This window comes from Candidatus Thiodiazotropha endolucinida (assembly GCF_001715975.1).
GTDB lineage: Bacteria > Pseudomonadota > Gammaproteobacteria > Chromatiales > Chromatiaceae > Thiodiazotropha > Thiodiazotropha endolucinida.
In genome coordinates this window covers 1-14,208 of record NZ_MARB01000020.1, presented here as the reverse complement: position 1 = coordinate 14,208, position 14,208 = coordinate 1, and the positions used below count along the sequence as shown (strand labels likewise).

The 14,208-nt window shown below is 47.9% G+C and carries 13 protein-coding genes; 5 read left to right on the top strand and 8 right to left on the bottom strand.

Features of this window, described 5'->3' with window-relative positions; all coding sequences use genetic code 11:
- Nucleotide 1: 1 nt before the first annotated feature.
- Nucleotides 2-1,816 (bottom strand): sodium-extruding oxaloacetate decarboxylase subunit alpha, encoded by a 1,815-nt coding sequence (gene oadA, locus CODIS_RS15440; protein WP_069126850.1) that lies wholly within the window; start codon nt 1,814-1,816, stop codon nt 2-4.
- A 72-nt stretch (nt 1,817-1,888) separates the two neighbouring features.
- A complete protein-coding gene (locus CODIS_RS21770) occupies nt 1,889-2,122 on the bottom strand; it encodes an OadG family protein (RefSeq protein ID WP_268805715.1) in 234 nt (77 codons plus the stop codon).
- A gap of 322 nt (nt 2,123-2,444) precedes the next feature.
- Between CODIS_RS21770 and CODIS_RS15430 the strand changes: the two genes are divergently transcribed.
- On the top strand, nt 2,445-3,053 hold the full coding sequence (locus CODIS_RS15430; protein WP_069126848.1) for a Maf family protein: 609 nt from the start codon (nt 2,445-2,447) through the stop codon (nt 3,051-3,053).
- Nucleotides 3,054-3,071: 18 nt separating this feature from the next.
- Here the strand turns inward: CODIS_RS15430 and CODIS_RS15425 are convergent, their stop codons facing one another.
- Entirely contained in the window at nt 3,072-3,980 is a 909-nt protein-coding gene (locus CODIS_RS15425; protein ID WP_083220808.1) for an HDOD domain-containing protein, read from the bottom strand.
- A 495-nt stretch (nt 3,981-4,475) separates the two neighbouring features.
- Between CODIS_RS15425 and CODIS_RS15420 the strand changes: the two genes are divergently transcribed.
- Nucleotides 4,476-7,070: a response regulator gene (locus CODIS_RS15420; protein WP_083220807.1), complete on the top strand. Its 2,595-nt coding sequence runs from the start codon at nt 4,476-4,478 to the stop codon at nt 7,068-7,070.
- 147 nt (nt 7,071-7,217) lie between these two features.
- Here the strand turns inward: CODIS_RS15420 and CODIS_RS15415 are convergent, their stop codons facing one another.
- From CODIS_RS15415 to CODIS_RS15395, 5 genes are all read right to left on the bottom strand, one after another.
- Nucleotides 7,218-7,661 carry a DUF2914 domain-containing protein gene (locus CODIS_RS15415; protein WP_083220806.1) on the bottom strand — a complete coding sequence of 148 codons (444 nt, stop codon included), beginning with the start codon at nt 7,659-7,661 and terminating at the stop codon, nt 7,218-7,220.
- Nucleotides 7,662-7,816: 155 nt separating this feature from the next.
- On the bottom strand, nt 7,817-8,500 hold the full coding sequence (locus tag CODIS_RS15410) for a zinc metallopeptidase (protein ID WP_069126846.1): 684 nt from the start codon (nt 8,498-8,500) through the stop codon (nt 7,817-7,819).
- A gap of 485 nt (nt 8,501-8,985) precedes the next feature.
- Nucleotides 8,986-9,390: a DUF4332 domain-containing protein gene (locus CODIS_RS15405; RefSeq protein ID WP_069126845.1), complete on the bottom strand. Its 405-nt coding sequence runs from the start codon at nt 9,388-9,390 to the stop codon at nt 8,986-8,988.
- A 142-nt stretch (nt 9,391-9,532) separates the two neighbouring features.
- Nucleotides 9,533-9,940, bottom strand: a complete 408-nt coding sequence (locus tag CODIS_RS15400) for an RNA recognition motif domain-containing protein (RefSeq protein WP_154723164.1) — start codon at nt 9,938-9,940, stop codon at nt 9,533-9,535.
- A gap of 76 nt (nt 9,941-10,016) precedes the next feature.
- Entirely contained in the window at nt 10,017-11,069 is a 1,053-nt protein-coding gene (locus CODIS_RS15395; protein ID WP_069126843.1) for a class I fructose-bisphosphate aldolase, read from the bottom strand.
- 466 nt (nt 11,070-11,535) lie between these two features.
- On the opposite strand from CODIS_RS15395, the gene CODIS_RS15390 reads away from it, so the two are divergent.
- The 3 genes from CODIS_RS15390 to CODIS_RS15380 all read left to right on the top strand — a co-directional run bounded on the left by CODIS_RS15390 (nt 11,536) and on the right by CODIS_RS15380 (nt 14,021).
- Nucleotides 11,536-12,189: an LON peptidase substrate-binding domain-containing protein gene (locus CODIS_RS15390; RefSeq protein WP_069126842.1), complete on the top strand. Its 654-nt coding sequence runs from the start codon at nt 11,536-11,538 to the stop codon at nt 12,187-12,189.
- Between the two features lie 58 nt (nt 12,190-12,247).
- Nucleotides 12,248-13,216: a hydrolase gene (locus tag CODIS_RS15385; protein WP_320410408.1), complete on the top strand. Its 969-nt coding sequence runs from the start codon at nt 12,248-12,250 to the stop codon at nt 13,214-13,216.
- 88 nt (nt 13,217-13,304) lie between these two features.
- Nucleotides 13,305-14,021 (top strand): hypothetical protein, encoded by a 717-nt coding sequence (locus CODIS_RS15380; protein WP_069126840.1) that lies wholly within the window; start codon nt 13,305-13,307, stop codon nt 14,019-14,021.
- Nucleotides 14,022-14,208: the final 187 nt, after the last annotated feature.

Sequence of the window (14,208 nt, the reverse complement as noted above, 5' to 3'; positions counted from 1 at the left end):
ATCAGGAGAGACTCAATAGAGGTGATCCAACCTGAACGGTTTCACCCTCTTTCACTAAAATCTGTGCAACGGTTCCTGCTGAAGTGGCACGCACCTCCGTCTCCATCTTCATGGCCTCGAGAACCATCACGACATCACCGGCAGCAATGGCATCTCCCACCGCCACCTTGATGGCATGGATGTTACCGGACAACGGTGCGTTGATTACATCCCCACCAGGGCTGACCGCGGCAACCGGTGCCGCACTCTGAGCCGCCGCCGGTGTGGATGTCTGGATTACTTCGCTCACAGTACCTGATGGAGTGACCTTCACATTGTAGGTAACACCGTTGACCTCGACCTGATAGGACTCTGGACCGCCTGCTGTGCCAGTCGCTTTAACGGGAGTCGGGGCCTGGGCTTGGGCAGGCGCTGCAGATTCGGCACTCGGTGGTGGCTCGAAGGCATCCGGGTTGTCGCGATTCCTGAGGAACTTCAGACCAACTTGCGGGAAGAGCGCGTAGATGAGCACATCATCCACCTCATCGGCAGCAACTCTGATACCATGTTCTTCAGCCAGTCCGTGAAATTCAGCGGAAAGTTTGTCCATCTCATCATCCAGCAGATCTGCGGGACGGCAGGTGACAGGCTCAGCCCCGTCAAGGACCTTCAGCTGTAGTTCGCTGTTTACCGGCGCCGGAGTGGCGCCATACTCTCCCTTGAGCACACCCTCCGTCTCTTTGGCGATACTCTTGTAGCGCTCGCCCATCAGGATGTTGATCACTGCCTGGGTTCCGACAATCTGTGATGTTGGCGTCACCAGGGGAATATAGCCCAGGTCCTTACGCACTCGGGGAATCTCCTCGAGCACCAGATCCAGTTTGTCGCTGGCCCCCTGCTCCTTGAGCTGATTCTCCATGTTGGTCAACATCCCGCCAGGCACCTGTGCTACCAGGATGCGGGAATCGACACCCTTGAGCGAACCTTCGAACTTGGCGTACTTCTTGCGCACTTCACGAAAGTAGGCAGCGATCTCCTGCAACAGATTCAGATCCAATCCAGTGTCGCGATCGCTTTCCTGCAGGATCGCCACCACAGATTCCGTAGCCGAATGCCCATAGGTCATACTCATCGAGGAGATGGAGGTGTCGAGCATATCGATACCGGCTTCAGCACACTTGATATTGGTGGCCGTACTCATACCGGTGGTGGCATGGCTTTGCATGGCGATGGGTATGGATATTGCCTCCTTGAGACGGGTCACCAGTTCATAGCCGAGATAGGGATTCAACAGGCCTGCCATATCCTTGATGCAGATCGAATCACAACCCATCTCTTCCAAGCGTTTACCCATGTCAACCCAATACTCCATATTATGTACGGGACTGACCGTATAAGACATGGTGCCCTGGGCATGCTTGTCGACCTTGAGTGTTGCCTTGATTGCGGTCTCAAGATTGCGCAGGTCATTCATGGCGTCGAATATGCGGAAGACATCGACGCCGTTGACTGCCGCCCTCTCGACAAATTTATCGACCACATCATCAGCGTAGTGCCGATAACCGAGGATATTCTGTCCACGGAAAAGCATCTGCATGGGAGTTTTCGGCATAGCGGCCTTAAGTGTTCGGATACGCTCCCAGGGATCTTCACCCAGAAATCGAATACAGGCATCGAAGGTTGCGCCACCCCAGGTCTCCAAAGACCAAAAGCCTACGTTGTCAAGCTTCTCTGCGATGGGCAGCATATCTTCGATACGCATTCTGGTTGCAAACAGGGACTGATGTGCATCGCGTAGCACGACATCAGTGATTCCAAGTGGTTTCTTTTCACTCATAAACTAGCCGCCGTTGATTGGTAAACAGCCAAAAAGTTGCTTATTTAATAAAACGTAGGAACTTTAACAGATCTATCTGTGTGTAGCGCGATAACTGTTAATGGCAGCCGCAATGACTGCAACCAAATCACCCCGCATACCTTCCTGCCCCTTAATCACGGGCTGAGATGATACCCTCTCAGGAGTCCCGTGTCGCTCAGTAACGAACATTGCAAACTTAGACATCCCCTTCATAGTGAAAACCAGGATCAAAAGGAACGTAAAGACGATCCCCATTCCGGTGACCATGAGATTGATGCCGGACATTAGCAAATCTGTTATTGGCATAGTGGATCTAAACTCTGTAACGAATGATTCCGCCTTTCTACGTTGGCTCTACTCCTCTTGTCAAGCGAGGCAGAAACATCAAGAAATAGCTATCATACTGTTTTTCATGCAAAAATAAATTTTTTATTTAGAATTTATATGGTATGTATTTAACATGTTAATAATTTACTCTTCAACCCTTGCTAATAACCAATATAACTGGTCGGATATTATCCGCCACAGTCCGACTGTCAGAATGATGCTAAGGAATACGTTTTTTTTGATACTATGAATTTACATTGTCAATTACAGTTGTATCTCAATGCCCTACTCCGAAAGCTTGCAACATCAGCCTTTGATCCTTGCCTCCAGTTCCCCATTTCGCCGAGAGCTACTGAGTCGACTGGGGGTCGAGTTCAGCAGTATGTCACCGGATATCGACGAAGGCATACTGCGGGATGAGCCACCGGAGAGGCTGGTAACCCGCCTTGCAGAAAGCAAGGCAAGGGAGGTTGCGAAAGATCACAAGGGAGCGCTTGTCATCGGCTCTGATCAGGTGGCGGTCGTAGATGGGGCGATCATGGGAAAACCGGGAGGTCATCAACAGGCGGTGGAACAATTGATCAGTGTCTCCGGTAAGCGTGTCAGTTTTTTAACCGGCCTGTGCCTGTTGAACAGCGAAACCGGGCATATCCAACTATGCTGCGAACCCTTTCATGTCATATTCCGGGTCTTGCAGAAAAGTGAGATTGAAAACTATCTGCTCAAAGAGAAGCCCTATAATTGCGCCGGCTCGTTCAAATCGGAAGGACTGGGAATCTCACTTTTCGAACGATTGGAGGGGGAGGATCCTAATGCCCTGATCGGCCTGCCGCTGATACGCCTTATTGCAATGTTACGCAATGAGGGGCTTGATGTGCTGGCAGAGTAGCCCGCATTCCAAATTTCGTCAGAAGAATACATCCTCGACTTTTTTTGTCTCTTCATCCAGTGATTCATCATTACCAGCCTTCTCTAAACGGGAGAAGGCCTTGATGGTGGAACGGTCCACGTTCGCCAGGGGATGATCTGTACCTTCGTAGGCCAGAATATTCGCAGCCTGAACCAGATCCACATAGTCTATAGGTGCGTCACCCGGATCACGTGTAAGATCTTCATGCTCTGCAGCGGCATCGATGACATGTTGATCGAACTTCCATAATTTCAATATGCTGCCACCCAGTTGTGTATGTAATTTCAATAACACCTTATTCAAAAATTCAGGATTGGCAATCATATCCGGATAATTACACGCCTTGATCAATAAGGGGATTTGGCCGATATCATGGACCAGCCCTGCGACAAGGGCGATATCCGGATCGAGACCGGGTTGCTCCTTGGCAAGCATCGCCGCCTGCGCGCCGACTTTCACCGAATGTGCCCATAATTGATTCATGCGTCTCTCGATCTCTTTCTCCGAGGTGCGAAAAACCTCTTTCATCGATACGGCATAGACAGCATTCTTTACTCTTTGAAAGCCAATTCGAGTGATTGCCGGTTTTATTGAGGCTATGGTATTCAAGCCCCGATAGAGTGGGCTGTTTGCATAACGAATCAGTCTTGCGGTGAGTGCCGCGTCCCGGGAAATGACCTTTTCCAGGTCATGCGCCGAACTGTCGGCATCATTGATAACCACCAAGGCCTCGAGGGCTAATGCGGGCAGCGTAGGAAGGTAAATCTTGTTTGCAACCAGGTCTTCCTTAACCGAGTCCATAAAAGGTTTTATGATGCTGTTCTCACGCTCCTTGTCTCGAGCCTTTTTTACGTCCTCGGCTTCTACCGGTGCACCATCCGAAAGATAAAAGACTGACTTTGTCATCTATACCTGCATTGACTTTATGGTTGTGGTGATCAATCTGGGTATCGGCAGGATAAAGAATATCTCCAGGTCGACTTGTTGTTCAAACTAGTTGAGGGATAGGAGTGCGTCAAGGTTCACAATTTTCAGTGCTTTAACCATGCATTCCGGTATGTGCAGTCTGAGTTTAGATTACATTAATAGACTCTAATAACCCCATAATAGTTAATACTTTTATAATATTTGACCCCGTTCCGAAATCTTTTCATCGCTTGCGAGTATGCTGCTGTTTAAACCCTCAGGAAGAGAGCTCACACAGTACGCCGGGATCGGCTGGTGCCACCTCATGCTCGCGGACCCTGTCAGTTTCGATTTCAGAAAACTGGAACCTTGGCCAGATCCTTGAATACATGGGTGACATATCTCTCATTTTTCACATTTTGTGACATGGGATTAATATTCTTCTTCATATTTAACAGTATCTTATAGCGTATTTCTAATATATTTTACGAACTGATGGCATCTAAAGTTTTTAGCCGATTAGTCGAAGCTAAAGGTAGACATAACTTACCCATGCTTAAGCAAGAAGAATCAGACGGAATGGCGGAACATGCCCTAACAAGCTTTTCTCATCACGCCAGCGATAAGCCGATGGTGCTTATTGCTGACGACTCTCGTGTTGTAAGGGTTTCACTGAAGAATATATTGAAAGACGACTGCCAGGTCATCGAAGCAGAGAACGGTCAGGAGGCGTGGGATATACTCTGCAATACCCCGTCGATCTCTCTTGTCTTCAGTGATCTCTCTATGCCGAAACTGGATGGCCGGGGCCTATTGACCAATATCAGGACTTCGGACTCCCCACAGATAGCGACAATGCCTTTTATCGTTGTCACCGGAAACGAGGAGAGCCCGGAAATTCGCCAGGAATTGACTCAATTAGGCGCAGATGAGGTAATCAACAAACCTTTCGATCCCTCAAATATCAGGAATTTTCTGACAACACTGGGCAACAGGAATCAGCAACCGGACCTCGCTCACCTCGAAACTGATGTTTCCCAACAAGATGAGATCGAACCACAATCTGATTTTCTTGGTGGTATTGTTGACAGAGAACATTTCATGGAGTCCACCAGTCGTGAACTCGCCTTCGCCATTCGTAATAAGAACGAGCTAGCCATAGCGCTTGTCAAAATAGATCAAATTGATGAGATCACGACTCAATACAGCGACCCGGCAATTGAACACATATTGCTCACGCTGGTCGAGATAATCAAACAACACATTCACCCTGACGACATCCTGGCCTACTTCGGCACGGGTCAGTTTGCCATCCTGCGCCCAGCCTCAAACGCCATCGGAACACGCTATCTCGGTAGAAGAATCCTCGAAGACCTCTCATCGAAACAATTTTATCTGGGTGAATCCGAACAGGTCGTCAGTGCCAGCATCGGTATCTCCGCCCCTGATATCAAACCCGGCACACGTCTGATCGAGCTGATATCCCTAGCTGAAGGTCGTCTAAAAACAGCCTCTGAGAATGGTGGCAACAAGGTAGTCGATAAAGGCAGTGAAACACTGACACGGGTCAATCTGGCAGGCGACACCTCTGAATTAACCAGTCAATCCCGGCAATCGAGCAGTAGTGCAACGCATTCGCAATCCGCATCTACACGAAGTGCCTCTGAGATTCATCGCCTTGCGGCTGAACAAGTTGCTGAAATCAAGGCCAAATACGGTAGTGACTTTGATGAAGAGGATGATGAAGCCAGTGAATTGATCGAACACAAACAGACGATTGAGCGTTTGACGAACGAAAATCGTCAATTGATCAATGAGATTGCCCACTGGAAAAATCAGTCCGCTGAGGCTGACAATCTGCGTAGACAGTTGTTTGAGGTCGAAAGCCAACAGCAACAACTGCAGCTCAAATTTACAGAGCTCCAAAATGAGAACGCGAACCTACTTCAACATGCTCAAGCAGTAGAGAATGAAAACAAAAACCTTCTGCTACGGACAGAAACGGTAGAAAGTGAAAACAATAATCTTCTGCTACGGACAGAAACGATAGAAAGTGAAAACAATAATCTTCTGCTACGGACGGAAGCGGTAGAAAGTGAAAACAAAAAAATCTTGCAGCGCACCGAAGCAGTAGAGAGTGATAACGGTAACCTTCTGCAACGAGCTGAAACGGTAGAGAGTGAAAACAGAGACCTTCTGCAACGACTTCAGGCCATAGAGATTGAAAACGCGACCTTGATTGAAGAGTCACTAACCAATTCCGGTAATGAGAACCAACAATTTATCGAGGAAGAGAATAGGCATCTCCAGAATCAGCTGGCCGAGCTAACCAGCCGCGCCGAGAAGGCCGAGGTTGAGAATGATAAATCCAATCAATTGGTAAACAGCCTGAAAGACAACATCAATCTACTAAATATGCAGCTTGACCAATTGCAGCAACAACTAACAGAAGTACAACAGAAAAATCAGAGCGCGGCTAAAACCGGTGCAGAGCGCATAGGTAGAGACAGCACTGTCGCTAAAACAAAATCTCCGCTGCAGTCTAATTCCGATTTCATCGGCGATTCGCAAAACTCGGATCTGTCACTCAAAGCCACGCCGGACAGCAGCCTCTATTCGGAAACTAGCGAACCTTCCAGTGTACATCTATTTCCGGATCAAGATCAGATAGAGACCAAACAACAGGTTAAAAACAAGCCGGCCATTCCTCCATTTCGGGTGGAGCCGGAACCCCTGCTGTTTAAAAATGGCTTCCATCTCTCCTCCTTCGCCATAGCCGGTATAATATTCACAATCATGCTGATAATCGGTGGCGTTTATCTGTATACGGTTTTTAATGACAATCCGGCTGTTGGCGGGACCTCGATGGATATTCAGTCAGGACTAAGCAGGGTAGAGCCACATACTACACCAGCTGATTCAAAAGCTGCCGTGTCCTCGCAACAACCGTCAAGCAATCCTACAGCAATCAAAACGCCGCCAGTGGCTGAAAAAAATGATGTCAGGAAGATTTCCGATGAGATGAGGTTGGAAAAGGAGCTGACACTGCGCAAAATGGCAGAAGAGGAATTCAATCTCAAGGCACAATAGGCATTGCAGAGGTTTTCATTGGCCAACAAGTAACAAATAACTCCGCCTTAGGTTGTCCCCCTTCCATTCGTTTAAAAACCAAGATGGTTCAATGGTGGACTGATACCTCCCAGTCTGATGTCGTGAACTCCATATCGCCCTAGTCTGTTATTTTGCAATCTCTCCATGCTCAAAAATAGATGCATGCAAGGGCCAACCCGACTCGTCGACCACAAACACAGTCCATTTTCCCGATTCACCAGGATTCAAACTTTTTGCTGAATTGACCCGCCAGCGGGGTCCACCTACTTCAAAATCCACTTCACTCACGATCTGCCCATCAAACTCCCAGCGATGGGTCACAGTTCGACCTTGCAGGTTTCTCAAATCGGTGAAGAAAAAGATCCTGGTTGCCTGTGCATCGAGTTTTACAACCTGATCAACCGGTTCTCTATCGACAACTGCTGTCGTGAACTGTGCTCTGGCCACATAGGCGTCAGGAACAGGTGACGCATGCAACTCTTCAGCAGATAGACTAATTGAAAATAGCTGCAAGAACAGGAACGCACCAAACGACCGTACTGGACAAATCCATCTAAAATAACCAGTCATCCTCTCCTCCGCTCCTATTTCGTTTCTGTAGATGATCTCTCATTTATTTTGGTATTCTATAATTGATGGTATTCTTCTATGTCAATATTCTCGTTCTATCCCTGGGCAATCATCATTGTCTACAGAAGATATTATTGAAATTCATTTTTTTACCCCTATCTCTTTAACACGCGTATCCATTGCCAGAAATTGAGTAAGCCAGCCAACGAGGCAGATAGGTAAGTGAATGCAGCAGCCCTTAAGATTTTTTCTGCCCCACGATACTGCTCCGGCTCCAAGTATCCGCTCTTGAGCAACGGCAAAGCCTTTTTAAAACTAGCATCAAGCTCAACAGGCAGAGTCGCCAATTGCAGGATCACATTTGAGCCCATCACAAGAAATGCCGCCGTTGCACTCAACAGGCCTGCCGAGGGTGCACGCGTAACAATGGAGAGAATCGGTGACACGAAGAGTAAAAATGAACCAAGCCGCTGTGCCCCTACAGCAATCGATCCGAGTCGGCTACGCCATTGAAAGAGTGATTCCCCCGCGGCATCCTGTAATGCATGTCCGACCTCATGGGCTGCTATTGTAATGGCCGTAAGGGTTCTCCCCTCAAGTTTGTCTTTTGACAATCGAACCGTTTTATCCCCGGGATCATAATGATCACCGGATTCGGCTTTTTCTACCTGGACCTGATTCAAGCCATAGCGGTCCAGGAGATGCCTGGCCAGTTCCGCGCCATTACCAGGGAAGTTCTCTTCTTGGTGACGATTGTATTTCGTCATTACATGCTGCACCCACAACTGTGGTCCCAGTATCAACAGCAGCAGTATCCCCAGCAGTAGAAAATAGACCATCTCCCTTGATTAAGGCCTGCTCATATTATTCGTTAAATCCACAACTGCCGCCTGGACAACAACCTCCAGTTTGGCATGCCGGTTCACTGTCAACAAGGCTTGTGCTACTGATAACAGCTGCACTGCTGATCAACCTTCGCACTGGTTCGTTGCCTGCAGTATCCCCTAGAGGCCTGTTAACTTTGCTGCATAATTCACCCCAATTACTGATCAACTCATTCATGGGATGAAAGACCTCAACCTTCTCGCCGTTAGCATCACAATAGTAATCATAGGTCGGCATGTTTCAGACTCCGGTTTGTTCCTACCTAAACTCTGTCTATTCTACCTAATTAACTCTCATCCAGAAACGTACTACAACAAGGGTATCTATCAGTCCCAATCCTTCAGTGCACGTAGAAAAGGCCACTATCAGACGACAGTGGCCTTTTCGTAAGATGCTCTGCTTTCCCTACCTGGAAAGCCATTTTGCGGCAAACCAGGTATCAATAGGTGACCACACGGGGTAGTTGTTTGGCTTCCGCCACCCACTTTTCAACCGATGAGAGGCTAGGCGTGGCCCGTACAAGGTTTTTGGCATCATTGACTTCAACCATCTTCTTCTGCAGATTTTCCGCTTTACGCTGCGCCAGTTCCGGCACAGTATCCACACCGGCAGCCTCTAACAGGTCCGAGTATTGCTCACCGATACCTTTTATTCTGAATAGATCAGCCATGTTGATCCATCTTAAAATCAGCTTTCCGCTAATCGAAGTCGCGTCTTCGATCTCCTTGCGGCCTTTTTTGGTACTTCCCTTTTCCAACAGATTTTCCAGACTGGTGATCCCCGCTGACGTCAACTTTGCAGCATACTTATCACCGATACCTTCAATGTCGACTAACTTTGTCATTGTTATCTCTCTATAGTTGGTTTTGGGTACTATCACTCTAGGGCCAGTAAAACCCTATCGAAAGCTATGATTTTAAAAAAAATGTTAACTTCCACGTCTCCTTTATAGATTATCGATAAAATGGGCTCCGCACTTCAGCCAGTCAGCCCATGGGATCGCTGATCTGACTCACCAGGTTTCCACGCCGGCGGTCGTTACGCCTACGGTCTCCCGGATATTGTTCTGTTCCCTCGACCAGTCGCTGACGTCGATCCCTACTCTTACGCCGTCTGATATAGGGATGAGCTTGCAACCTCATTCCATTGATTTTTATGGTGTTCAACCTGCCTATAACCGCATGAACTTGTTGTGAGGGTTTGAAACAGACAAGTCCATAGTATTCCCAGACTCTGGACTTGGTGTGCATGATCTTAAGGATTTTACTCTCTTCCACCTTCACCCCTCTGATTGGCATGATAGACCAGAGTGGGTTGAGTTGGCGAGTTATCAACTTATGCAGTTGCTTGACCGAAACCTCTTTAGAAATCCCTTTGATAAATACCCACATCATGTTACCCAAATAGCCCGATCCGTAATCAGCACTGCCGTTCCGAATGTAAGATAAAAGCACATAACCCATTAATATTTCAAGCAATTGTTACTTGATCGCTGAGATAGACGTCCTGAATCGCATGAAGCAGATCAACACCCTCCGCCATAGGCCGTTGAAACGCTTTGCGTCCGGAGATCATACCCATGCCGCCTGCTCGTTTGTTGATGACAGCGGTTCGTACCGCCTGTGCCAAATCACCCTCCCCGGAAGACGCGCCACCAGAGTTGATAAGCCCGGCCCTACCCATATAACAGTTGGCCACCTGGTAACGCACCAGATCGATGGGGTGCTCGGTGGTGAGTTCTGTATAGACTTTTTTGTCTGTTTTGCCAAATTTGATGGCTTCATAGCCTCCATTTCCCACCGCTTGTTTCTGTTTAACGATATCAGCCTCAATCGTCGCTGCAAGATGATTGGCCTGACCTGTCAGATCTGCAGCTGTATGGTAGTCGACACCATCCACTTTGAAAGAACTGTTTCTGAGGTAGGCCCATAGCACCGTAACCATGCCCAATTCATGGGCATGTTGGAAGGCTTCCGAAATCTCCTGAATCTGCCGCCTTGACTCCTCAGACCCATAATAGACAGTCGCACCTATGGCAACCGCCCCCATATCAAAGGCCTGTTCCACCGATGCAAAAAGAGTTTGATCATAAAAATTGGGATAACTGAGTATTTCATTGTGGTTGATTTTGACCAAAAAGGGGATCTTGTGGGCATACCGACGGGCCACCGAACCCAGTACACCCAGGGTGGAGGCAACCGCATTGCACCCGCCCTCGATGGCAAGTTCAACTATATTGGCAGGGTCGAAATAGATTGGATTGGCGGCAAAAGATGCTCCTCCCGAGTGCTCCACACCCTGGTCTACCGGTAAAATGGAGAGATAACCGCTACCGCTCAGACGTCCTGTACCGATCAATGTCTGCATTGCGCGTAGCACACCCGGCTTGAGATCTTTTTGGCTCAACACCCTATCGACGTAATCTTGACCAGGTAGTTGCAACATCGTTTTATCAATAGTCTCACAGCTGTGGGCCAGTAAGCTTTCAGCCTCAGTACCGAGCAGGGATTCGATATAACTCATCTGTCTCTCCTTGTGTTTACCCAAAAGGAATTACCTGGACATACCACTCTACTGATCAACCTTAAAATCCGTGCCTGGACTTCACGGTCCGGTTGTCACCAGATGGATAATGGATATTGATACTATCTGACTAAGTATAGGGACAGCTTCTCCTATTTGAATTATAGGATCATGACACGGTTATGTAAGTGAATTGAAATCAGCCTCTGATCAATCCTGATCCTGATGTCTGTCAACACAACTCCAACTGGCCCTGTTGCACCAAAAGGGCTGGGGCTATTATTCTGTCCAGTGGTGTTATCATTTTCCTTGTAGCTCAATATACATTGTCCAATACTGCCTAGCTGGGCAGAAGAATAGACATATCAGAGCCAATTGGATGAGTAATATCAGGCCCTGGCGATCTGGGAAAGGTACGGAACAATTCAGATTGACGGCAACTCTTACTGGCTATAGGAGTTCATTCATGCAAAATCCATTTATCCCCGACTATCTGCAGTTACCGTCGATGCTCCCTATCTTTCCACTTAGCGGGGCAGTTGTCATGCCTGGGGCACAACTACCACTCAATATCTTCGAACCCCGGTATCTGAACATGGTCCAGGATGCACTGGGCAGCCATCATTTGATCGGTATGATACAGCCCGATGACAGTGAAAACTCGGCAATACACCAACTACACACCACAGGATGTGCAGCTCGAATCTCTTTCTATAATGAGACCCTCGATGGACGCATCGAAATCATAATCACAGGTATCTGTCGATTCGATATACAGACTGAGTTACCGTCGGATCGGGGCTATCGACTGATTAAACCCAATTGGGAGCGATTCGAATCCGATTATGATTTCAATCTGACAACCACGGAAGAGAAACGAAACAGCATCTATTCCAGTCTGGACCGATACCTGACCTTCAATGCCCTGGAGACAGACACCGATCAGCTCAAGAAACTGACGACATCACATCTTGTGAATGTCTTGACCACGGCTCTGCCTTTATCTCATGAAGACAAACAGTCCATTCTTGATGCGGTCTCATTTGATGAACGTTTTCTACTGCTGATGACGAAATTGGAGATGGCGAGCAGCAATAACACCGGTCATTTGACCCATTGAACCCGGTCCATTTGCCAGCTTTCAAGTGAGGCATTCACTCTCGGCTAACAACAAAAAAATGATGAAACAACTGATCAGAAGTGAATTCAAAGCAGCCTGGTGGTTACCTTCTCCTCATCTGCAGACTATTTGGCCCAGTCTGTTCAGACACCGTCCACTGCTCGATCTCCACTGGGAGCGTGTCGAACTGCGTGATGGGGATTTTATCGACCTGACCTGGCATGAATCTGAAGGTCCCTTGGTTTTGTTGATACACGGACTTGAGGGCTCTCTCGACTCCCACTATGCGAGTACACTCATCTCAGCCTTAAGCAAAGCCGGTTTCAGATGCCTGTTTATGCATTTGAGAGGTTGCAGCGGCGTACCTAACCGACTGCAACGCAGTTACCACTCTGGAGCCACGGAAGATCTGGTTGAAATAATCGAATATCTGCGCCTCAAAGGAGATGTACCGCAGGCTATCATCGGCATATCGCTTGGCGGCAATCTGTTACTCAAATATCTCGGTGAATCAGGTCATGATTCAGCTTTACAAGCGGCTGTTGCTGTGTCAGTCCCCTTTAATCTGGAAAGTGCTGTAACACGTCTCGAGCAAGGCTTTTCACAAGTATACAATCGCCATCTTTTACGGAAACTGTTGAAATCCTATATGCAAAAGTGTCGTTCCAGATCATTTTCCGTTGTGGAGAATTTCAATTCTATACGCACAATTTATGATTTTGATGATCGGATCACTGCCATACAGAATGGATTTGTCGATGCCGCTGACTACTACCACCGTTGCAGTTGCGCACAATTCCTGAAGCACATCACAACACCCACCCTCATTTTACACGCACGGGATGACCCATTCATGCAACCGAAGGATGTACCAGGCTTGCAAGATCTCGGCCCGGGTGTTTCACTAGAACTTTCAGATAGAGGTGGTCATGTGGGATTTGTTCAGGGCACCCTTCCCGGGCGGCCTGTCTACTGGCTGGATCATCGTGTTCCAGCATTCCTGAAACAGGTGCTCGCCCAAGATTGACACAATCTACACTGTGTCGTTGAGGCATTTCGCCCAATGAACGCAGCCTTTCCCTCTCTTCTATCCCTGAGTTGAAGGTACCAACCAGATGCAGAATAATGAAAATAAGCATGGAGACCAGATATCAGTAAATATTGCCTGTCTCGACCTAAAACGTCTGCGACCGACCCTGGTATCGACTATTGGCAGCCACTGTGAAGTATGGCGCAGCAATAAGCGGCAGGGAACTGAATCCGATTATGAAGATGGTGTGATCTATACGGAATTTGTCATCAAACGACCTTTTTCCGACCACACCATCAGTGAGGCGAGGCTGCTAGCTCGTCACTACCGCCAATTGAAGGAAACTCTAGACGAAATCATCCCGGATGCCCTGTTTGTAGTCAGTAAAATTAACGGCAGGCCGAGTGTTTTAGTCCTGGCGAAAGCAGTCAACATCTGGTTCAACATCGCGAATCAGCAGAATGAAGAAGAGGCAAAGAAGCTGTTGTGCCGATACCCTAAAGCGCGCATACAGCTGGCCCGCTTCGTCAAAGCGGCTCAAGCCTGGCGCAATTCGGATAACCCAAAAATGATCGACCTGTTCGGCATTGATAATCTGATTATGGACACCAACAGGGAGATTCGATTTCTTGACAGTTTCTTTGTCTTTTTCTTTGAGGACACCTTTCATATCATCGATGGTGGTGAAGAAGACTCAGAATTAAAAGACAAGGTTGAGCTGTCAGAAAAGCGTCTTCGATATTTGGAGCATCTATTGGTGATGGCAAAGGAAATCTGTGATCAGCACCAGCAACCAGATTAAATCTTGGTGCCAGTCATTGTTAACCGGTGACAAAACAGATTACTTACCTATGCACGAGCCCTAGGGCCTGTTAACACTAATCCAATACGCCCTGTTGTGCCTGAAAAAGCGCCAATCAAGGCGCACCCCAAGGGCACTTCCTTCGGGGTGCGAGGAGAGAGGTTTGGTTATTCCAAATGAGCGACGA